18 protein-coding genes are annotated in these 23,196 nt (G+C 36.8%); 8 read left to right on the top strand and 10 right to left on the bottom strand.

Annotated elements, in window-relative coordinates; genetic code table 11:
* Positions 1 to 193: 193 nt before the first annotated feature.
* From RHP76_RS04310 to RHP76_RS04290, 5 genes are all read right to left on the bottom strand, one after another.
* Positions 194 to 1,072 (bottom strand): DMT family transporter, encoded by an 879-nt coding sequence (locus tag RHP76_RS04310; RefSeq protein WP_120231324.1) that lies wholly within the window; start codon positions 1,070 to 1,072, stop codon positions 194 to 196.
* A gap of 59 nt (positions 1,073 to 1,131) precedes the next feature.
* Entirely contained in the window at positions 1,132 to 1,971 is an 840-nt protein-coding gene (locus tag RHP76_RS04305) for an IS3 family transposase (protein ID WP_311228301.1), read from the bottom strand.
* 23 nt (positions 1,972 to 1,994) lie between these two features.
* The gene (locus RHP76_RS04300) at positions 1,995 to 2,423 is read right to left on the bottom strand and encodes a transposase (protein ID WP_311228300.1); all 429 of its coding nucleotides are present in this window, start codon (positions 2,421 to 2,423) and stop codon (positions 1,995 to 1,997) included.
* Between the two features lie 100 nt (positions 2,424 to 2,523).
* Positions 2,524 to 3,795: an aminotransferase class I/II-fold pyridoxal phosphate-dependent enzyme gene (locus RHP76_RS04295; RefSeq protein WP_288442005.1), complete on the bottom strand. Its 1,272-nt coding sequence runs from the start codon at positions 3,793 to 3,795 to the stop codon at positions 2,524 to 2,526.
* A gap of 88 nt (positions 3,796 to 3,883) precedes the next feature.
* Positions 3,884 to 4,921 (bottom strand): PLP-dependent cysteine synthase family protein, encoded by a 1,038-nt coding sequence (locus RHP76_RS04290; protein WP_062674872.1) that lies wholly within the window; start codon positions 4,919 to 4,921, stop codon positions 3,884 to 3,886.
* A 222-nt stretch (positions 4,922 to 5,143) separates the two neighbouring features.
* On the opposite strand from RHP76_RS04290, the gene RHP76_RS04285 reads away from it, so the two are divergent.
* From RHP76_RS04285 to RHP76_RS04250, 8 genes are all read left to right on the top strand, one after another.
* Positions 5,144 to 8,629 carry a glycosyltransferase family 117 protein gene (locus RHP76_RS04285; RefSeq protein ID WP_311229575.1) on the top strand — a complete coding sequence of 1,162 codons (3,486 nt, stop codon included), beginning with the start codon at positions 5,144 to 5,146 and terminating at the stop codon, positions 8,627 to 8,629.
* 89 nt (positions 8,630 to 8,718) lie between these two features.
* Complete coding sequence (locus RHP76_RS04280) at positions 8,719 to 10,212, top strand: DUF8728 domain-containing protein (protein WP_280210963.1); 1,494 nt, start codon at positions 8,719 to 8,721, stop codon at positions 10,210 to 10,212.
* Between the two features lie 132 nt (positions 10,213 to 10,344).
* On the top strand, positions 10,345 to 10,869 hold the full coding sequence (locus tag RHP76_RS04275; protein ID WP_120231322.1) for a DUF1697 domain-containing protein: 525 nt from the start codon (positions 10,345 to 10,347) through the stop codon (positions 10,867 to 10,869).
* 448 nt (positions 10,870 to 11,317) lie between these two features.
* Positions 11,318 to 12,127: a 3-deoxy-8-phosphooctulonate synthase gene (gene kdsA / locus RHP76_RS04270; protein WP_062674863.1), complete on the top strand. Its 810-nt coding sequence runs from the start codon at positions 11,318 to 11,320 to the stop codon at positions 12,125 to 12,127.
* 43 nt (positions 12,128 to 12,170) lie between these two features.
* Complete coding sequence (locus tag RHP76_RS04265) at positions 12,171 to 14,408, top strand: TonB-dependent receptor plug domain-containing protein (protein WP_311229574.1); 2,238 nt, start codon at positions 12,171 to 12,173, stop codon at positions 14,406 to 14,408.
* Between the two features lie 133 nt (positions 14,409 to 14,541).
* Entirely contained in the window at positions 14,542 to 14,922 is a 381-nt protein-coding gene (locus RHP76_RS04260) for an HYC_CC_PP family protein (RefSeq protein WP_228436673.1), read from the top strand.
* 115 nt (positions 14,923 to 15,037) lie between these two features.
* Positions 15,038 to 15,511 carry a DUF3347 domain-containing protein gene (locus RHP76_RS04255; RefSeq protein WP_311229573.1) on the top strand — a complete coding sequence of 158 codons (474 nt, stop codon included), beginning with the start codon at positions 15,038 to 15,040 and terminating at the stop codon, positions 15,509 to 15,511.
* Positions 15,512 to 15,615: 104 nt separating this feature from the next.
* Positions 15,616 to 18,333, top strand: a complete 2,718-nt coding sequence (locus tag RHP76_RS04250; protein WP_409193531.1) for a multicopper oxidase domain-containing protein — start codon at positions 15,616 to 15,618, stop codon at positions 18,331 to 18,333.
* 180 nt (positions 18,334 to 18,513) lie between these two features.
* On the opposite strand, the gene RHP76_RS04245 is transcribed toward RHP76_RS04250, so the two are convergent.
* The 5 genes from RHP76_RS04245 to RHP76_RS04225 all read right to left on the bottom strand — a co-directional run bounded on the left by RHP76_RS04245 (position 18,514) and on the right by RHP76_RS04225 (position 22,976).
* Positions 18,514 to 20,547 (bottom strand): S9 family peptidase, encoded by a 2,034-nt coding sequence (locus RHP76_RS04245; protein ID WP_311229571.1) that lies wholly within the window; start codon positions 20,545 to 20,547, stop codon positions 18,514 to 18,516.
* Positions 20,548 to 20,568: 21 nt separating this feature from the next.
* A complete protein-coding gene (locus tag RHP76_RS04240; RefSeq protein ID WP_228436669.1) occupies positions 20,569 to 20,778 on the bottom strand; it encodes an NAD(P)-binding protein in 210 nt (69 codons plus the stop codon).
* A 22-nt stretch (positions 20,779 to 20,800) separates the two neighbouring features.
* Entirely contained in the window at positions 20,801 to 21,301 is a 501-nt protein-coding gene (locus RHP76_RS04235) for a GNAT family N-acetyltransferase (RefSeq protein ID WP_120231318.1), read from the bottom strand.
* Between the two features lie 14 nt (positions 21,302 to 21,315).
* A complete protein-coding gene (locus RHP76_RS04230) occupies positions 21,316 to 21,924 on the bottom strand; it encodes a hypothetical protein (protein ID WP_311229570.1) in 609 nt (202 codons plus the stop codon).
* A gap of 185 nt (positions 21,925 to 22,109) precedes the next feature.
* Complete coding sequence (locus RHP76_RS04225; RefSeq protein WP_002979276.1) at positions 22,110 to 22,976, bottom strand: sigma-70 family RNA polymerase sigma factor; 867 nt, start codon at positions 22,974 to 22,976, stop codon at positions 22,110 to 22,112.
* Positions 22,977 to 23,196: the final 220 nt, after the last annotated feature.

Raw genomic sequence — 23,196 nt, 5'->3', positions numbered from 1 at the left:
TATCTATTCGGTGGGGGAAACACCTGTTAATAGACTGATGCAATATAGTCAGATAAATTATGTTACGCCAGAAAGAGATGTATTTTTTCAAATATTTTTTTATCGATGATTTCCTGAGCTGATAGATCAGATTATTTCATACAAAAACCGAACTCATAAAGAAGTCCGGCTTTTGTATAATAATTTATGAGGGTTAAACATGGCCTATTTTCTTTTGATCCCCAATTACATTCAAGGTAACTCCGAAAAGAATTAGAGTAATCCCGATGAGTAAATTAGGAGTAAATTTTTCATGAAATATCAGGACACTGATCAATACAGCGACTACAGGTTCCAAAGCTCCTAAAATAGCAACCGGAGTAGAACCTATATATTTAATAGCAAATACCAAACATAAGCTGGAAATAACTGTAGTCAAAAATGCAAAAATAAGAAAGTTAATAAAAATTTCTGTTGAAGGAATAGCAAAAGATTCATTAGCCATCAAAGCTTTGGTCATAAAGAACATTGAGGTGAAAAGCATAGAATAAAACGTAAGCTTAAATCCTGAAACCTTGATATTCGATTTGTTGACAATGACCATATATAATGCATAGAATAGTGAGCTGAGCATTACAATTCCCAATCCTGCAAAATTAATTTCCAGTCCGTTTCCTTTTAAACATAAAACAATGACTCCAGCGAAAGCAAGAAGTAATGATGCTCCCGATAGTCTGGTTAATCTCTCTTTGTAAAAGAAAAGCATGATGAGTGCTACAATAATCGGGTAAATAAATAAAACGGTAGAGGCAATTCCTGGCGTGAGGAAATCATATCCTAAAAACAGAAACTCCGAAGAAAGGGCATAGCAGATTCCAAGGATGGCCAGAATTAGGGCTTCTTTTTTATTGATTTTAAAACTTTCTTTGGAATACAGCAAATATCCTCCCACCATTAAAGCTGAAAAGAAAAATCTGTAAAACAGCGTGATATCCATTGAAAAGTGTGCCTGCTTAACAGGCAGGATAAAAATAGGAATCATACCATATGAAACGGCTGATAAAATTCCCAGCGTGTAACCTCTAAGTTTCATTTGCTTTTATAGTGTAACGTCCTGAAAAACTGATACAGGATTAAACAAATAAAAAATATTTATTGAGCAGTGCAGATACTTTTATTTGCACTGCTTTTCTTTTTATAAGATTTTGGTATTAGAACCTGCTGCTGATGCATCTGTGTAGGTGTTAAATAATGATTTGATAAGTGAGGTCTTAGCTCATTATAAATTTTAACTACCTGTTCAACCAAAATCTTTTGGGTATTCAAATCTACATTAAATTTATCAATATCATACTCTTGTTTTAAAATTCCGTTGACCCTTTCCGCTATGGCATTCTCATAAGGGTCAGATTCCTGGGTCATGCTGCAAAGGATCTTACTTTTGTTCAGTATCTTTTGATAATCATTAGAGCAATACTGTAAACCTCTGTCTGAATGATGGATAAGCTTTGTTGGTTTTTCTTTTCTTAAAGCCGTTTTCAAGGCTCTCAAAGCAGATTCTGTTGCCAGAGAATCTGATACATCATAACCGACAATTTTTCTGGAATAAGCATCGGTTATCAGACTTAAATACGATGGGTTTTCCCTATTTCCCAGGTAAGTAATGTCTGATACCCATACCTCATTTGGCTTTTGAATGCTGTATTCTTTGATCAGATTTTTGTGCTTTTTAAAACGGTGATACGAATTGGTAGTCTTATGATAACTTCTTTTAGGAATGACCAACAAATGATTGGCCCTTAATATATCAAAGAATTTATCTCTGCCTATTCTCAGATTCTCAAGCTTGTTTCTTAAAAGAAAATACAGTTTTTTGCCACCCATTTTGGGGTGAATCATTCGTAATTGCTCTACCCAAAAGACAATGTCCTGTGCCATTTGCCTTCGGCTGTTTTTGCGTTTAACATTGCGGTAATAAACCTGTCGGTCCACCCCGAACAACTGACAGGCGAAACTTATGGTTTCTTTTTGTTGTTTCCGGAAAGATTCGATAGTTCGGGTGGTGAGTTTTTTCTTATGTCAATATGGTATTCCTGCTCGGCAAGTTCAATCATCATATCGAAGATGATGGCCTTCTTATCGGCTATATAAGATTGTTTCTCAAGTAGTGTTTTCTGTTTTTCCAAAAGCTTTACTTTCGCTTCCAGCTCCATGACTTTTTGTTCCGGTGATTTTGGCATATTCGATGGTGTTTGGTTTTCCCAATCAAAGTTACCAAATTTTCTGAGCCAGTTTACAACCGTGCTCCTTGACTGAATGCCATATTTGCGACAGACCATAACAGTCGAAACTTCACCTGACTCAATTTCCCTTACAACGCCAAGCTTAAATGACATACTGTAATCGCATTGAGTACGTTTTACATAATTTGGTTTTTCTTCCATAATAACGATTCTTTTTTTTGTATCGCTATTTCAGGACATGACATAGTTATTAAACAAAAAAGCCACTGAATCAATCAGTGGCTTTTTTTATTTTTATGAATTAAATCGGTTTAAAACTTAATCCTTGTTCCTGCAGTAATTTTTGTTCCTGCTCTTTGTAGTAGCCACCTACTAACTTATCATGAATTGCTTCAAACGCTGCCAGAGTTTCATTGATCTCTGCATCGGTATGAGAAGCGGTAGGAATAAGCCTTAAAAGAATCATTCCCTTCGGAATGACCGGATATACCACCACAGAGGTGAAGATACCATAATTCTCTCTTAAATCTTTTACCAATAAAGTAGCCTCTACAGGAGTTCCCTGCATCATTACCGGAGTTACACAAGTATTCGTGTCTCCAATATTGAATCCTCTTTCTGTAAGTCCGTTCTGTAGTTTGTAAACATTCTCCCAAAGTTTAGCTTTGATTTCAGGTCTTGATCTCAATAGCTCCAGTCTTTTTAATCCTCCGATTACCATTGGCATCGTAAGAGATTTTGCAAAGATTTGTGATCTTAAGTTGAATTTCAGATATCTGATGATTTCTTTGTCACCCGCAAGGAATGCTCCGAAACCAGCCATTGATTTTGCAAATGTAGAGAAATAGACATCGATCTGATCGTTACAGTCCTGCTCTTCACCTACACCGGCACCTGTTTTACCAAGAGTTCCGAAACCGTGGGCATCATCTACTAAAAGTCTGAACTGGTATTTAGATTTAAGATCACAGATCTCTTTGATTTTACCTTGTTGTCCTCTCATCCCGAAAACACCTTCTGTAATCACAAGAATACCTCCTCCTGTTTCTTCAGCTACCTTGGTTGCTCTTTGAAGGTTTTTCTCAAGACTTACCATATCATTATGCTTGTAGGTAAATCTTTTACCGGAATGAAGTCTTACTCCATCCACGATGCAGGCATGAGAATCCATATCATAAACAATCACATCATTTCTGCTTACCAAAGCATCAATGGTAGAAACCATTCCCTGGTAACCGAAATTCAATAAATATGCTGATTCTTTTTTTACGAAGTCTGCCAATTCTCTTTCCAGCTGAAGGTGCTGGTCTGTTTCTCCGGACATTGCTCTTGCTCCCATTGGATAGAACATTCCATATTCTGCAGCCGCTTTCGCATCCGCTTCTATTACTTCAGGGTGATTACACAGCCCTAAATAGTCATTGGCACTCCAGAAAATTACTTCTCTCCCCTGAAATTGCATTCTCGGGCCGATAGGTCCCTCTAATCTTGGGAAAATAAAATACCCTTCACCATAATCTGCAAATTGTCCAAGTGGTCCTGGATTTTCTTTTATTCTTTCAAAAATATCCAACATTGTATCGTAATTTTTAAGTAATAAAGCCTTTTTTGTCTGAATACGCAAAAGGCTTTATTTATTTGTATCGTGATTTTATTCGTTCTTATTTGATAAACTCGGTTTTGAAAACTTCGTCATAGTTGTGAACACAGTTGTTAACAAATCCTTGTTCTGCCATCCATTTGTCACTGTATACTTTAGTGATGTATCGGGAACCGTGGTCAGGATAAATCAAAACAACTACGTCATTTTCTGTAAGTTCATGAGACTGGGCATACTGCATCAATCCCTGGGTTACAGCTCCGGTAGTATAACCTCCCATAATAGCTTCTTTCAAAGCAATTTCACGGGTTCTGTACGCCGACATTTCATCATTTACCCTTACAAACTCATCTACCTTGTCAAAAAGCAGGGCAGAAGGGATCAGGTTTTTACCCATTCCTTCAATCTGATAAGGATGTACATCTTCTTTGTGGATTTCTCCTGTCTCGTGATAGCTCTTTAGAATAGAACCATCAGCATCAACACCAATAATTTTGATATCAGGATTTTTTTCCTTCAAGAATTTGGCAGAGCCGGATAGCGTACCACCAGTTCCTGTACAAGCGAAAAGGTGAGTGATCTTACCTTCTGTCTGTTCCCAAATCTCGGGACCTGTTGTCTGATAGTGTGCATCAATATTAAGTTCGTTAAAATATTGATTGATGTAAATAGAATTAGGAGTTTCCTGAGCGATTCTTTTAGCTACTTCATAATATGATCTCGGATCATCTGCCGGTACATTGGCCGGGCATATATATACCGTGGCTCCCAATGCTTTCAGATAAGCAATTTTTTCAGGTTTTGTTTTATCACTTACTGCAAGAATACATTTATATCCCTTAATGATACACACCATCGCAATAGAAAACCCGGTGTTACCGGAAGTAGTTTCAACAACTACAGAATCTTCCTTTAAAAGGCCTTTTTTCTCTGCGTTTTCTATAATATGAAGTGCGATTCGGTCTTTGGTGGAATGTCCAGGATTATATGATTCTAACTTGGCATAAATGGTTGCTGGAATATCTTTTGTCACAGTATTTAGCTTCACCATCGGAGTGTGTCCTATCAGGCCAAGAATATTATCGTAAACATTACTCATTATTTGTTATTTTCAATAAAAATCTGACTGCAAAAATACAAAAAAATAAATAATTACTAAACTTTTGTTTGATTTCTAGGGCATAGTTTGTAAAAAAATATTTTAGTATTTTCAGTTTTGACACGAGTATAATCGCAAATACTGCGCCAAAATTTTTAAATTTTGTTAAAACCCGCATAAAATAAGATAAAAGCCTTATTTTCGCATAATTGATTTAATACTATGAAAAATTGGACTTTTAGGCAATGGAACACCGTTTCAGGATGGGTGATTTTCGTTATTGCTTTCTTCACGTACTTGTCCACCATAGAACCCAATTTCAGTTTTTGGGATTGTGGCGAGTACATTTCTTCTGCAGTAAAACTTGAAGTAACGCACGCTCCCGGAGCGGCTTTATTCCAGATAGTGGGTGCCGTGGCAGCCATTTTTGCATTAGGGAAAGGCGAAAACTATTCTATCGTGATCAACGCGATGTCTGCATTGTTCAGTGCGCTGACTATTTTATTTTTGTTTTGGACGATTACTCATTTTGTGAGAAGACTTTTAAACAAAGATTTTGAAGAAATTACAAAACATCAGGAAATCTCTATTTTATTTGCCGGAGCGGTAGGAGCACTTTGCTTTACGTTCTCAGATACATTCTGGTTTTCGGCAGTCGAGGGAGAGGTTTACTCTATGGCTTCTATGTTCATTGCGCTTTTGGTCTGGTTAATTACCAAATGGGAGAATGAGTATCAGGCGGGAGACAGTGAAAGATGGATTGTTCTTATTTTCTTCGTTCTAGGACTTTCTGTGGGAGTACACATGATGTGTATGCTTGCAATTCCTGCCGTATGTCTGGTATACTATGCAAGAAATTACAAGTTTACCTGGAAAAACTTTATCTGGGCAAACCTAATTACACTGGGAATTTTGATTATCGTTTTCAAAATTATCTTCCCTTTAATTATGACAATGTTCGGAAGACTTGAGATTTTCTTTGTGAATGGTCTTGGACTTCCTTTCCACTCCGGAACAATTGCAGCATTTGTTTTAATGGTAGCGATCTGCTATTTCTTAATCAAATATGCAAAAAAAGCAAAAAGAAATATCTATCAGACGGCTGCATTATCTGTAGTTTTCATGATGATCGGATTCTCCTGCTGGATGGTTATTCCTATCAGAGCTAATGCGAATCCGCCAATGAACCTTAATGATCCGGATACGGCAATCGGGATGTTGGATTATTATAACAGAGAGCAGTATGGTGACTGGCCAACAATCTACGGACAAAACTATACAGCATTTCTGGATGCTAACGGAATTGAGAAAAACGAAGACGGAAGCTTTAAGACACAAAAAACCGGGGAAATCTACGAAAAAGACGAAAAAACCGGAACCTACAGAAAAACCGGAGACCGTTTCAATTATGTATTCAACAAGTCTCAGGTGAGCTTAATGCCAAGAATGTTTAATGAGGATAAGGATGTAATGGCCAACTATATTTCTATGTATGGTGCTCCTGATTTTACATTCAACTATGCGAATGAAGATGTGGCAGACAATCCACAGGCAAAACAGATTTTTGATGAACTGAGAGCGAAATATGAAGACAAATCCATTACTGCTTCAGATTATCTGAAAGTAAAACCTTATAACCTGATCAATGTTCAGAAGCCTTCATTCCTTCAGAATATGGATTATTTTATTACGTTCCAGAACGGATATTATTTTGTAAGATACCTAATGTGGAACTTTGTAGGAAGACAAAATGATCTTGAAGGAAACATGGAAAGCACAAAAGGAAACTGGATTTCCGGTATTCCTTTCATTGATAATGCTACTGTAGGAAATCAGGATAAAATGCCTGCTAAATTCAAGAATGAAAGTACAGTAAAATTCTTCTTCCTTCCATTAATTCTAGGATTGATTGGGTTCTTTTTCCAGTTGAACAGAGACTTTGGAAGATTCTATGCACTGTTATCTTTATTTATTTTAACAAGTGTAGGGATTGTTTTCTATACAGGGGTAAAACCTTTTGAACCGAGAGAAAGAGATTATGCGATGGTAGGTTCTTTCTATGCATTTGCGATCTGGATCGGTTTGGGTGCCGGAGCTATTCTTTGGTTCTTACAATCTAAAATAAAATCAAACGGGGCTAATGTTGCTCTGGGAGTGATTTTATTAGGAGTACCATTCATGATGGGCTTCCAGAACTATAATGTTCATGACAGAAGCAACAGATATACTGCATACGACTATGCGTATTCAGTGTTGAAATCATTACCGAAAAACGATATCCTTTTCGTTTACGGAGATAACGATACTTACCCGGTTTGGGCTATTCAGGAGACGGAACAGTTCAGGGATGATGTGAAGGTAGTTAACTTTACCCTTGCTTCAACTCCATGGAATCTGGATCAGATCAAAAGAAGAACGTACAATGCAATGGGAATCCCTAGCCAGCTGACACACGACGACTATAGAGATGGGGTAAACGACCAGATCTATATGATGAAGAAGGAAGATTGGGAAGGTGTTTTCTCTATGTTGAAAGAACAGGGAGCTCCGGAAACAGAATTCCAGTCTTTCAGAAAATATCTTACTCAGGATTCTTTAACTTTGAAACAGGCGATTGAATTCATTAAATTCAAATCTCCTGAAAAAGACGAATTGTTGAAAATGTATTTCGGGGAAGAGAAATTTGAAAAATACAATATCCTTCCGGTAAACAAATTCATCCTTCCTGTGAATAAAGAAAATGCTTTAAAAGCAGGCATCATCAACAAAGAAGATCTTCCAAACGTAGCCAATCAGATTATGATTACTTACAAAGGAAATACGCTTTATAAGAACAACCTGATTTTGATGGATCTTTTAGCGAACTTCAACTGGAAGCGTCCGATCAACTTCTCGTCAGGAGGTATTTACGACAGTGAGAATATTTTCTATCTGAACGATTATCTTCAGTTTGACGGATTCAGCTACAGATTAATTCCTATCCAGACACCTCCGAGCGCTGATGGAGATATGGGACGAGTAGATGCCAATTCTCTTTATAATGTAGTGAAAAGCTTCAGATGGGGGAACTTCAAAAACTTAAATGCTCACTTTGATGAAACGGCAACTTCAAATATCATCAGCTACAGAATGTCAGCAAGCAGAGCGGCGGCAGCCCTTGCGTTAAGCGGACAGAAAGCTAAAGCATTAGAAATTCTCGATCTTGCAGCGAAAGAAATTCCAGCAGAGAAATATAATGATCCTCGTTCTTTAAGTTCAATTGTTTCAGGATACATCATTGCAGGTCAGGAGCAGAAAGGTCTTCAGCTTGCTGAGGTACTTAAGAAAGGAATCTTTGAAGAGTATGATTATTATTTAAGTCTTTCCAAAGCAGATCAAAGCTATTTGAGAAGACAGATGAGAACAAAACCCATGGAATATTCTCTTGTGGTTTCTGCGGTAACAGATGCTTATACCAAGATCGGACAGAAGGAAAAAGCATATGCTTATCTGGTAAAATCCATAGAGCCGATTGACAAGAAGTTCAATGTATTTATCAAAGATCTTCAGGAAATGGGAAGAGATAAGGCGATGAAAGAGTCTGAAAATGTTCAGCAGATCACACCATTCTATCAGTACTTATTTGATGTCATGGAACCTTATGATTCTACGTATTCAAAAGAAAAGGAAAGCCAGATTACCAACGCGATTATCAAAGCGACAAAATAAAAATACTTTAAAACGGAACTTCGGTTCCGTTTTTTTATTATTGGCAATCATGAATATTAAGGTTATATTTGTGAAAGTAAAAATACATAATGTCCGAAACACAAAATAGCAAATTCCCAATCTATGCCGTCATTGCTACGGTTCTTTTTAAGCTTCTTTTTTTATTAACGCACTATATTCAGGAAGATGCATTTATTACCTGGAGGGTTGCCCAGAATCTGTTGGATTACGGAGTCATTGGCTTCAATGGAGATACCAGGATTTCTGCTTCTACCACACATCTGTATGTATTTGTATCCTATATTTTCAATCTTATTTTTGGAAAAGAAAATTTTATTGAGCCCCTTTTGATTTTTAATTCTCTACTGTTTACTGTAGGAACGTTATGGCTGTCTCATTTGGTTTTAAAAAATCCATGGCATAAGGCAATCTTTATATTTCTGATCGGGATTTTGCCGCCATCCATTAAAATTTCAATCCTTGGAATGGAGTATGGAATCCTGTTTTTTCTGGAGATGGCATTGCTGTATTATGGTTTCCATAAAGGGAAAAAATGGGTGGTGACCCTTCTTCCTGTTTTAATTATGTTTACAAGAATTGATACAGTAATCTTCCTGGGAATTATATTTCTTGTGGATCTGTTCTGGAACAGAAAAATCAGGTGGAATTATATTTTTGGAGGAGCTTTTGGAGTTTTATCAACCGTTGCTTTCAACTGGTTTTACTTTGGCGAACTGGTGAACAATACCATTACTGCAAAAAAATTACTTTACAGTGAAAATTTTACGATTCAGCAGCATATCGGATATTTCTTTAAAAGTTTCGGAAACTTCTGGGGAATGCTGAAAGTTCCGGGAGATTTCAATCCTTTGACTATCGTAGTTTTGATTTTTGAATTGCTTTGCTTTATTTATCTGATCAGACAAAGGGAAAAAAGAAACTACTTTTTGTGGATGATTTTTCTTTTCGGATGGGCAAAACAAATCATTTTCATTTCTCAAAAGAGCTTGTTTGACTGGTATTATTGGGTGCCACAACTTTTGCTTTTCGTTCCCGTTCTTATTTTTGTACTGGAACAGAAAGAGAGGAGAAACCTTTGGCTGTCATTGCTTGTTATATTCTATATCTTCCCAATGCTTGTCTTCCAGACGGTTCATTGTATTGCGACAGGAAACGGGGAATGGAATTACCGCAGAACAATTGGTACATTTTTAAATCAATATGAGAAGGATAAAAACCAGTGGATCTTATTGGAACCCGCAGGTTATGTACCTTATTTCTCAGGATTAAAAACGATTGATGAGGTTGGATTGGTTGATAAACAGATTCAGGAGGAAATTAAAAAAGATAAGGTCAATTACTGGATCAACACGGTAAAAAACAGAAAACCGAAATATCTTCTTTCTTATCAGAATTTATACGAAGAAAAGAATGCCAATTCAGAGTACTATAAAACTCATTATAAGCTTCTGAAAGAATTCCGTGTGAAAGATCATCTGAAAAGTGATCATAAAATTCTGGAAAAAATTTACCATCTGAAACCTTCCGGAACAGACTATAATTTGTACATTAGGGTTGATTAAAAGATTGAAATATTTAAAAATTGAAAGAATTCAGAAAAAAGTTTTATAATAACTCTTTCACACTAATACTCTCAAAACCTCCGACCCAACAATCACTGCAACCTAATATCTAAAACCTAAAACCTGAAAAAAATGAAATACTGTGCTTTTCTTCGTGGCGTCAACGTAAAAGGAACCAATATGAAAATGGCGGATGTATGCCAGGTTTTTAAAGATGCAGGAATGAAGGAGGTAAGTTCCATACTGGCTTCCGGAAATATTGTTTTTTCGTCAGATAAAAATACGACAGAATTAAAAACTATTCTGGAAAAAGCGATGTCGCAACATTTTTCTTATGAAGCTTTTTTGTTTGTGAAATCTCAGAAAGAAACTGAGGTTTTCTGGAACAGTATTCCTTTTGAAAAAAAAGACGAGCTTCATATTTATGGGTTTGTCGGAATTCCCGGAGTGGAAAAGATTTTAATGGAAGAGTTTCAGAAAGCAGGTCAGGTAGAAAATGAAAAGGCAGCAATCGTTAATGATATATTTTACTGGCAGGTTCCGAAAGGAAATACCTTAGATTCTACCTTCGGGAAAGTATTAGGTAAAAAGAGCCTTAAAGATCAGTTTACCAGCAGAAATGTGAATACGTTTGAGAAGATTTTGAAAAAATTCTAAATATATCATTGCAGATGCTTCGACAAGCTCAGCATGACACCGCTAAAAAATAACGTTAATATGATGTGGCTTCGACTTAGGTTTTTGTACATTGATTGTTTATACTTTGTATTATAATTTTCACATTAATAAAACAGCTAGTATTAGGGTTGTCATGCTGAGCTTGTCGAAGCATCCATCAATTATAACTTATCCAGTGCCGATTAACAGTTAGTATTAGAGCTGTCATGCTGAGCTTGTCGAAGCATTTATCACTTATCAATTATCCAGTGCCGATTAAAAGCTAGTATCAGAGCTGTCATGCTGAGCCTGTCGAAGCATCTATCAATAAATAATAAGAAATCCAAAAGCCAAAAACTATTGCAGCCATAGCCTGTTAAAGCAATCAAATAATTTCCATTTGTGAAACTTTCTCAGTATTTTTACTGAACTTTTTAATTACAACAAAATGATTCAGTATTTAGATAATATTTCGCACAAAGATTCAAAAAACTTTTTCCTTATTGCCGGACCTTGTATTATTGAAGGGGAAGATATGGCATTAAGAATTGCTGAAAAAGTAATCAGCATCACTGATAAATACAATATTCCTTATATTTTCAAAGGAAGTTTCAAAAAGGCTAACAGAAGCCGTGTAGATTCGTTCACAACCATTGGTGAAGAGAAATCTCTTGAAATCCTTAAAAAAGTAGGAGAGACTTTCAATATTCCTACCACAACAGATATCCATGAAAATGAGCATGCAGCATTAGCCGCACAGTATGTAGATGTTTTACAGATTCCTGCGTTCCTGGTGCGCCAGACTGATTTATTGGTGGCTGCTGCTAAAACAGGAAAATGTGTTACCCTTAAAAAAGGTCAGTTCCTTTCTCCGGAAGCGATGAAGTTTGCGGTTCAGAAAATTACAGATTCCAATAACGAGAAAGTAGCCATTATTGAAAGAGGAAATTCTTTCGGATATACAGATCTGATTGTAGATTACAGAGGAATTCCTACGATGAGAGAATACGCTCCAGTGATTTTGGATGTTACTCACTCTTTACAACAACCTAATCAAAGCTCAGGCGTTACAGGAGGAAGACCGGATCTTATTGAAACCGTTGCCAAGGCAGGAATTGCAGTAGGAGCAGACGGAATTTTCATCGAAACGCATCCTACACCGGAAACCGCATTATCTGATGGTGCTAACATGTTAAGATTAGATTTATTAGAAGATTTGTTACAAAAATTGTCAAGAATTAGAGAATCGATTTTGTAATTGTTAAAAAAACATTAATTTTAGAAATTCTAAAACATTTCTTTTGAAAAAACTAGTTTTACCGCTAAGCCTTATGGTCCCTGTACTGTTTTTCTCCCAACAAAGGAAAAAAGATACAGCGACTACTAAAGTAACCGATATAGAGGAAGTTGTCTTCCAGAAAAAAGCAACAGGAAGAACCAATGACCTTACCAATGTAAGAATTTCAGCGAAAGAAGCGAAATCAGTAGCTTCGATTAATGGAGGAATTGAAGGATTGCTTAAAACATTACCTTCCGTAAACTCCAACACAGAGCTGTCTTCACAATATATGGTTCGTGGTGGAAACTATGATGAAAACCTTATCTACATTAATGATATTGAAATCTACAGACCTTTCCTGATCAGAAACTCTCAGCAGGAAGGGATGAGTATCATTAACCCGGATATGGTTTCCACAGTGAATTTCTCTGCAGGAGGATTTGAAGCCAAATATGGTGATAAAATGTCTTCCGCTTTAAATATCTACTACCGAGAGCCAGAAAAATTTGAAGTTTCAGGTGAGGCCAGTTTAATTGGAGGAAGGCTGACAACTGGTTTGGCTTCCAAAAATAAAAAATTTACCGCCTTATTTTCCGGAAGATACAGAAATACTAATCTTGTTCTTAATACCTTAAAAGAAGATACCGATTTTAATCCAACATATTGGGATTTCCAGTCTTATCTGAATTATCATGTCAGTGATAAATTTACGATGTCATTCATCGGATATTATTCCAAGAATGATTATGAGATGATCCCAAGGGCAAAAAGTGTTACTTTCGGAAGTCTTCAGCAGCCTATTACCGTTAATATTGGATATGGAGGTCAGGAAAATGACCAGTATAAAAACATGATGGGAACATTCTCTATGAACTATAAGCCGGCAGATAAGTGGAAGCTTACTCTGGATGCCTTTGCTTATCAGAACAGAGAAAGAGAATATTACACGATACAGTCAGCATACGAGCTTCAGACCTTTGATCCTGTGACGCAGCAGCCTGTCACATCTTTCGATGTTGGAGGGCAGATAGAACATGCAAGAAATGATTTGTTTGTAAGAACATACGGAACACAGTTCAGAGCAAAATTCTCTCCCAATGTCAATACAGACTTTGAGGTCGGATTTAAATATGAAAAAGAAAATCTGAAAGATCTTACCAATGAATGGAAATTGGTAGATTCTGCAGGATACAGTATTCCAAGACCGGAAGTCATTGATCCTAGAACCGGAACTACAGGAGATCTCAAGCTTGCTTATTATATTGCCGGACAAAATAATATCGAACCGACAAGACTTTCTGCCTATGCACAGTATTCTCAGAAATTCTATTGGGGAGCCAGTAAAGTATTTGTGAATGCAGGAGTACGTGTGGCCAACTGGAGTTTCAATAAAGAAACCATATTCTCACCAAGAGCTCAGTTTGCGATCAAACCGGATTGGGACAGTGATATGTTGTTTAAAATTTCAGGAGGAATCTACTATCAGGCTCCTTTCTATAAAGAAATCAAGGATTTAGATGGTAATTTTAACTCTAATATAAAATCACAACGCTCTATTCAGGTCATTCTTGCCAATGATTACGAGTTCGAGATGTACGACAGACCATTCAAACTGACAACGGAACTTTATTATAAAAAGATGGATAACCTGATTCCTTATTATATGGATAATGTAAGGATTCGTTATTCCGGGCAAAATAATTCAAAAGGATATGCTTATGGTATCGATACCAGACTATTCGGAGAATTTGTTCCGGGTGTGGATTCATGGTTGTCTGCAAGTTATGCCAGAGTGTATGAAAATATTGATGGAAGAGGAGATATTCCAAGACCTACAGATCAGAGGCTGAGGTTTGCGATGTTCTATCAAGATTATATGCCAAGCTTCCCGTCTATGCGTGTGAACCTTACTTTAGTATATGCTATGGGATTACCTACGGGAGCTCCCGTAATGTTTAACAGCAACGGACAACCGGATTTTGGTTCAGCTTATAATTATCAGCAGACGCTGCCTTCTTATAAAAGAGTAGACTTAGGATTGACAAAGGTATTTATTGATCCGAAAGAAAAAAATAAGAGATCGGGTTTCTGGGGTAATTTTGAGGAACTTACATTAGGTGTTCAGGTTTTCAATGCATTTAACATTAACAATACTGTTGCGAACCAATGGATCACAGACTATAACAGTAATTATATGTATCCTGTTCCGGTACGTCTTACGGTACGTTTCTTTAATGTGAAGCTGGAGTTCAAACTATAGAATTACTATCAAAAATAAAAATAGCAGAAAGCTTCCGAAAATCCGGAAGCTTTTTTGTTTACCCGAATTTTATAACAACATTACCAAATTCTATAACAACGGTTTCAGAGATATTTTTATCTTTGTCTTACCAATGAAAAAGATTCTTGCCATATTGTTTTCTATTTTCTACTTCGGGTTTTCTTCCGGAGCAGCTTTTAGCATTCATTATTGTATGAAAGAATTGGTTTCTGTAAGTCAGAAAGCGGATGATATCTGTGCAAAATGTGGTGTTAAGGAAAAAAAAGGATGCTGTAAAACAGAGATCAAAATCGTAAAAGTAGACGATTCCCAGAAATCTGATTATCTGAACGTTGATTTCTTAAGTGCAGTTTCAGAGATACCGGTGAAACATCAGTTTTCCGCTATTGATAAGTCTTTTTCTGCCACCAAATTTACTCAGATCCAGATCAATGCACCGCCTGAAAGCCGGCCGGTACCTATTTACATCAATCATTGTAATTTTAGAATTTAGAATTTGTCAGTCGTTTCTGGTATAATATATACTGTTATGAGCGACATGCTCTGACGCATTTACTGATGCGTAATCCATTATTCTTTATTAAAAATTAATTCTAAAATTTAAAACAATGAAAAAATATATCATCACAGCAGCTTTATCATTATTCTCAATCGTTTCATTATCTGCACAATCTAAAAAGGATGCTCAGGTTTCTAAGCTCTACCAAAATTATATTGCTATCAAATCAGCGTTAGCTTCAGATGATGTGGACAAAACTTCAAAAGCTGCAACAGAATTTATTAAAACAGCTTCTGTTATTGATTATAAAGTAGTTTCAGAAGGAAACCTTAATATTCTCAGAAAAGATGCTTCTGCCATTTCGGATGCAAGAACTATTGCTACACAAAGAGAAACTTTTTTAAACCTTTCAGACAATATGATTGCTCTGACCAAGGAGTTTAAACTTTCTGAAAAACCAGTTTACGTTCAATATTGCCCAATGGCAGACGGAAGCTGGCTAAGCGATGAAAAACAGATCGTTAACCCATACTATGGGAAATCTATGCTTTCTTGTGGTAGCGTAAAGTCGGAAATTAACTAATTGTTGTATTGTTGTTAAAAACAATAAGTTGCATGGCTTAAATTAGAATTAACTTTAATCCATGCAGCTTCTAAAAAGTTCGAAATATTATGAAAAAACTGATAATGTTTCTGATGCTTTTATTCTCTGTGTTTACTTTCGCACAAACTACAAAAACGTATTATACCTGTCCCATGCACCCGGAAGTGGTGTCATCAAAACCCGGAGACTGCCCGAAATGCGGAATGACTCTCATGAAAAAAACAGTGGTTATAAAACCCAAAGTAGCAGCAAAACCGGAAGTAAAGCCTACCCCTAAAACAGAGGCTAAAGCAAAACCTGCAGAAACTAAAATAAATAAAGCAAAAGTTGCTGATAAAACGAATGTCATAAAATCTTCTGTTCAACCAGAGAATAAAGTCTTAACTCAAGCTCAAACAACTTATACATGCCCTATGCATCCGGAAGTAGTTTCAGACAAGCCTGGAAAATGTCCTAAATGCGGGATGGAACTGGTAGAAAAAGAAGATCATTCCCATACACAGGCTGAAAATCCTAAAGAAGAAAAATCTGTTTTAAAACGTAATTCAGAAAATGGAAAGATTACTTTTGGAGGAAAAACAGTTCGTTACGATCTCTATGTAAAAGATACGATTGTCAATTTTACAGGAAAAAACAGAAGAGCAATTGCAATCAATGGTAAACTTCAGGCTCCGACTTTATATTTTACAGAAGGAGATACTGCAGAGATCTACCTGCACAATATGCTTAAGGAAAATACAGGGCTGCATTGGCACGGCGTGATTCTTCCCAATGAACATGATGGTGTTCCATACCTTACCACAAAACCTGTAAAACCTGGGGAAACTCATTTATACAAATTCAGAATTTCTCAGAACGGAACGTACTGGTATCATTCGCATGAAGCCCTTCAGGAACAGATTGGGATGAATGGTATTCTGGTATTTAAAAAAAGAGAAGGTGAGCCAAAAACAACATACAATGCTGAAATTCCGGTATTACTTGGAGATTGGAGTGATGATGATCCGATGCAGATTGCAAGAAGGCTTCATATGGCCAATACAGACTGGTATGCGGTAAAGAAAAATGCCGTACAGAGTTACTGGGAAGCTATCAAATCGGGAAATTTTGGGACAAAAGTACTGAATGAGTGGAAAAGAATGGAAGCCATGGATGTAAGTGATGTTTATTACGATAAATTCTTAATCAATGGCGCACCAAGTTCAGATTATTCTAATGTAAAAGCGGGTGATAAAGTAAGACTGAGAGTTGCCAATGGAGGTTCCTCTACCTATTTCTGGTTAAATTATGGCGGAGGAAAGATAAAAGTAGTGGGAAATGACGGGAATGACGTGGTACCTGTAGAGGTTGACCGTCTGATTGTAGGAGTGTCGGAAACCTATGATATTGAAGTGACCATTCCTGAAAACAAAAGCTTTGAATTCAGAGCGACTTCTGAAGACAGAATAGGACACGCTTCTCTTTGGCTGGGTGCAGGAGAAAAGGTTGAAGCTCCCAATCTTCCAAGGCTGATGCTTTTTGAAGGCATGAAAATGATGAACGGCATGATGGAGATGAGCGGAAATATGAAACCGATGAATATGACGATGGGAAATCAGATGATGGATATGAACGAAGTGATGTACCCTGAATTATCCGAAAGCCAGAGAAAGACTACAGCGAAGCACATCAATGAAATGATGGGTGTGAAGACGAAGGAAGATCAGAAAGAGGATCATTCTCAACATGCCGGAATGGATATGAAGGAAGAGAAAACAATCAAAAGACTGTCTTACAATATTTTGAAATCTCCTGAGAAAACCATTCTTCCCTCAGACAGCATTCGTGAAATGAAATTTACGCTGGAAGGGAATATGAATCATTATCTGTGGACACTGGATAATAAAACCGTAACAGAGACAGATAAAATTCTGATCAAAAAAGGAGAGGTTCTTAGAATCAAGATGTATAATAATTCTATGATGCGTCACCCGATGCACCTTCACGGTCATGATTTCAGATTGATCAATTCAAAAGGAGAATATTCTCCACTGAAAAATGTTGTAGATATCATGCCAATGGAAACCGTAACGATAGAATTTGCTGCGAATCAGGATGGAAACTGGTTTTTCCACTGTCACATTTTATACCATATGATGGCAGGAATGGGAAGAATCTTCAGTTATGAAAACTCAAAGCCGAATCCACAGCTTCCCAACAGAAAATTAGCCTGGAAAAATTTTATACAGGATAATAAAATGACAAGCTCTATGGCGATGCTGGATGTAGCTAGCAATAGAATCCATGCAGAAACGATGACGATGTTCGGGCCTAGATGGGCTAACCTGAATGAGTTTCATTCCAACTGGAACTTTGATCATTTCGAAGGAAGTGCGAAAGTGGGACGTTTTTTAGGTAAATTCCAGTGGGCGCTTCCTTATGCCGGAATCAGAGTTCAAAAGAATCATGAGATCATGGAAAGACAGATGGCAGAAGATATGGGAACGGATTTTCACGGTAAAAAGACCTGGTTCGGGCAGCAGAAAGCCTCTAAGAATAAGTTTACATTCATGGTGGGTATGCAGTATGTGCTGCCAATGCTCATCACTGCTGACGCAAGTGTTGATCAAAACGGAAAAGTGTTATTGGAACTTAGCCGTGAAGATATACCGCTTTCCAGAAGGCTGAGAGGAAATTTTAGCATCAATTCAGATGGAGAATTTTCTACAGGACTTCGGTACATTGTTCAGAAATGGTTATCCCTTTCCGGAAACTATGATAAAGAAATAGGCTGGGGTGCAGGTGTTACTTTAACTTATTAAATTTAACTAAATTATATTAAAAAAAGCTGTCTCATTGAGGCAGTTTTTTTGGTTAGGTAAATGCTTGTATAAAGAATTTTTTTGTAAAGAATATATGATTCTACAAATGATATGAGTTTATGTAAAGACAAAAGCCACCTCATTTTCACGAGATGGCTTTATATAATGTATAAGATGCTTTTATTTAGAAGCTCCTACTGCTTTTTCAGTCTTTGCTGGTGTATAAGTAACTTTTGAAATATCAACCGTCATTTCCTTCAGACGTTTTGCCACATTTTCAGGCATTTCTTTCTGATATCTTCCTCCGATAACTTCAGCAAGGAATTTTTCGGTTTCAGCATACATCGCCATGCTGTTTACAGGTTTACGGAATCCATGACCTTCATCATCAGCAAGAATGTAGTTTACCTTTTTACCTTTATCACGAAGAGCAATGACAATCTGATCTGCTTCAGCCTGCTTTACTCTTGGATCATTAGCTCCCTGAACAATCAATAATGGTTTATTGATTTTATCTACACTGAATAGTGGGCTTGCATCATGCATACGTTTTTTACCTTCCTCCGTTTTTGGATCACCTACCATCCCATAAAGGAATGCACGGGCAGATTCCCAATAAGCAGGAACAGAATCCAGTAATGTAAATAAGTTACTTGGTCCTACGATATCTACTCCCGCAGCATATACATCCGGAGTGAAAGCCAGCCCGGCCAGCGTTGCATAGCCACCGTAGCTTCCTCCCATGATCACCACTTTGTTTTTATCTGCAATTCCCTGATCGATCAGATATTTTACGCCCCAGGTAATGTCATCCTGCATCAGCTTTCCCCACTGAAGATCTCCGCCATTCTGGAACTTTTTACCATATCCGCCACTTGCTCTGAAGTTAGGCTGAAGCACAGCATATCCTCTGTTGGCTAAAAACTGTACCGTTGAGTTATATCCCCAATAATCTCTTGGACCTTTCGGGCCTCCGTGTACTAAAACCACAACAGGAACATTCTTTCCAGAAGAACCTACAGGTAAAGTCAGGTAAGCCGGAATTTCAAGTCCGTCACTGCTTTTATAGCTGATAGGAGTCATGGCAGCCAGGTATTTTTCAACTTTTTTCAGTTCTGTTCTTGGCGTATACTGGAATATCAGCTGTTTTGTCTTGGCATCGAAGAAATAGGCTTCTGAAGCATATTTATCTCCTCCTACGGAAACAAGGAACTTAGAATAATCATTGGTAGAACTTGCAAAACCAACTTCTCTTCCAGGGAATTTACTTTGCAGGAATTTGTAGTTAGCTTCCCAGGCTTTATCTTTCCAGTAATATTCTGTTTTATCTCCGGTATAAGAAGTGTAGATCATTTTTCTTGTATTTCTGTCTAAAAACAGTCCTCCGAAGTCCACCTTATCTTTAGGATCACTTTCTATTTTTGTAATCTGTTTTGTTTTAGGATCCATCAGGAATAGTGCAGATTTATCGAGATCTCCTTTATTGGTTACCAGATAAAACTTAGAATTGTCTTCGTTCCAGTTGGAGATATAAGCACTTTCTGTAACCAGTGTTTCGTAAATAGGAGTCAGTTTATCACCTTCTTTATAAAAAAACTGTGTCGTTCCTTTATCATCCGTTTTGGAAAGAACCCTTAATTTTTCATCCCAGTCAAATTCATAGCTGGTGATGCGGTCTTTATTTTCGTAAATCTTTTTCAGTTCTCCTGTAGAAATTTTCACCGAATACAGATCATGCCATGCTTTATCGCGGTTATTCAATCCAATCATCAGCAAATCGGGATCTTTTCTGCTTGCCATGTAGATACTTGCAGTAACGTCTTTAAGCGGTGTAATATTTCTTGATTCCGGAACTCCTTTTGTTACTTTTGCCATAGGATCTACTGCAAAAATATTCATGTTTTCATCCCCGTTATTATCTTTTACATACAGAATATATTTTCCGTCTTCTGTCCAGAAATATCCATTCAACGGGCGTTTGCTGTTTGTTAAAGGACGTGCTTTTTCAAAAGGCTCATCAATTTTTTTTACCCAGATATTCATAATCCCTTCATATTCTTTTGTAAAGGAAATCCATTTCCCATCGGGACTCAGTTGTCCTCCGGAAATTTCCGGGTTACCAAAGAATAAAGCTCTGTCCAGTACCGGGACTTCCTGAGCTTGTGCCGTATGAACTCCTATGAGCAGGAGCAATACATAAAAAAAATTTTTCATGTTGTTAATTTTTAGTTGTTATTAATAAATTGTTGATGATTTTTTAATTTTTTCCTTTAAACCTAATTTATCGAATATCTGCATTGCATTGACGGCCATCATAATTCCTGCTCCTACCGGTTTTATTTCAGGCGCAGATTCATAGATCGTGAAATCATACTGATGCTGTTTCAGTACATTTCCGAGGATAAGTCCTCCGATTCCGGCTCCGATAATAGAAATGGTGCTCATAAGTTAGGACCTGAATTTTAATTTATAAACTTAAAATATAACTCTCCGACACTTTTTTGAAACCGTACTTACTGAAAAAGTTGTGAGCGCCATGATTGTTGACTCCACTTTCTAATAAGATAAAACTGATATTCCAGCTTTTAGATTCATGAATAGCTTTCTCCAGCAGTTTACTTCCAAGAGACTGGCCTCTCACTGACTGATCCAGAAGCATATCCTCCAGAATGGCATACTTTTTAAATGGACTGTTGATGAGGTTGAAAACCATCATACCGACAATTTCTCCATTTTCATTTTCTGCAACCAGAATATTCAGTTTGGAACTGCCATCGGAATTAAAATCGGTGATCAGCTGTTCTGTCAGGATCAGTTCAAGATCAGGATTCCAGTGGTGTGAGTCTATGGCTCTGCCGGACATCATTTCGCCATGAGAAATATAAGCATCTGTTTTATGCGTAATGAAAAAGTCTACAAGTTCTTTCACGCGGCTTTTATCGGTAAGCCATTGGGTCGTATATTTCATAAGGTGTTATAATTTTATTTCAGATTTTTCAGCTCTTCCAGCAGTTTATTCTGTTTATTGATGAATTGATTGAGACTGTCTGTTTTCAGAGGATGGGCCTTTTGATATTTTTCAATTTCAGGAAGTGTTTTTCTGATTTTGAATACAAGGTATTGATCATGAAGTGTGGTCCTGTTTGCTTTTATTTTGGCGATGAGGTCTCTGATCGTCTGTGTTTTTACATCATATTTTTCAGCGCTTGCTTTTATCTCTTTTTCAATTTGTTTCTTGGTAATGGAATCTGTAATGGAACCGGATAATACAGTCGCATCATTATAGTATGTTTCCGATTTTTGAATAACATCATCATATTCCGAAATGGAGGTTTCCGTTTCCTTTTGAATATTTTCTATTCTTAAGTCAAGATCCTGTAAATTTTTATCATTTTTTATCAGCTCCTGATAAATTTCATGAACAAGGTTTCCTTCACGTGAGGAGTATCTGGTATTTTTTTTAATAGCTCCTGAAACTGAAGATTCAGCATTGTCAACTGCGTTTTCTACCACAGGAGCCTGCTTCGATTGGTTTTCTCTGCAGGAAAGTAGAGATAAAGCCAGAATAGAGGCGAAAAGTATTTTTTTCATAGTATGTTTTGTTTTGGTTGAAATCAACATCATATCCAAAGCAACTAAAATTAATCATTTCAATGGTAACACAAGGGACTAAAGGATATGATTTTAATTAGTTGAACAAACCCTGAAAAATGTTACATGAATAAAAAAACGGAGCCTGAAAACAGACTCCGCCTATAAAATTTTTTACGCTAAAATTATTTACCCAGATAAGATTTAAGAATCTTGCTTCTGGTATTGTGTTTTAGTCTCTTAATTGCTTTTTCTTTGATCTGACGAACTCTCTCTCTTGTAAGATCGAAAGTTTCACCAATTTCCTCTAAAGTCATTGGGTGTTTTCCGTTCAGTCCGAAGTACAATCTTACCAGATCAGCCTCTCTTGGCGTCAAAGTATTCAATGCTCTTTCAATCTCGATTTGCAGAGATTCAAGCATCAGATCTTTATCAGGACTTGGAGATTCTCCTGAACGTAATACATCATAAAGATTAGAATCTTCACCTTCTACTAAAGGCGCATCCATAGACAGGTGTCTTCCGGAGTTTTTCATAGATTCTTTGATATCTTCCTCGCTCATGTCAAGAACTTCAGCCAATTCTTCCGGAGAAGGTGGTCTTTCATTTTCCTGCTCAAGGTGAGCGTATGCTTTATTGATTTTGTTGATAGACCCAATCTTGTTCAATGGTAGTCTTACAATTCTTGACTGTTCAGCCAATGCCTGTAAAATTGATTGACGAATCCACCATACTGCATAAGAGATAAATTTGAAACCTCTAGTTTCATCGTACCTTTTTGCCGCTTTCATTAATCCTAAGTTACCTTCATTGATCAAATCGGGTAAAGAAAGACCTTGATTTTGGTATTGTTTAGATACAGATACTACGAAACGAAGGTTGGCTTTGATTAATTTCTCAAGTGCGGCTCTGTCGCCTGCACGTATTCTTTGTGCCAATTCTACTTCCTCGTCCGCAGTGATCAGTTCCACTTTACCAATTTCCTGCAAATACTTGTCTAATGAAGCAGTTTCCCTGTTGGTAACCTGCTTAGTGATTTTTAATTGTCTCATTTATTTTATCCTCAAAAAAGAGTTACTATAATATATACGTATGAAAAGGTAAAAAGGTTACACAGGATTTAATATTTTTGTGCAAAGTATACTATAAAATGTATTAATGATTTTTTAATAACAGATTAAATAACTGATAACTAAATTGTTGTGTGTTTTGGTTTATCATTTAAAAAAATAAATATAAATTCTAAAAGAGGTAAGTTCATTTACAAACTTT

Source organism: Chryseobacterium sp. SG20098 (assembly GCF_031844745.1).
Lineage (GTDB): Bacteria > Bacteroidota > Bacteroidia > Flavobacteriales > Weeksellaceae > Chryseobacterium > Chryseobacterium cucumeris.
This window is presented reverse-complemented; position numbering and strand designations above follow the sequence as displayed.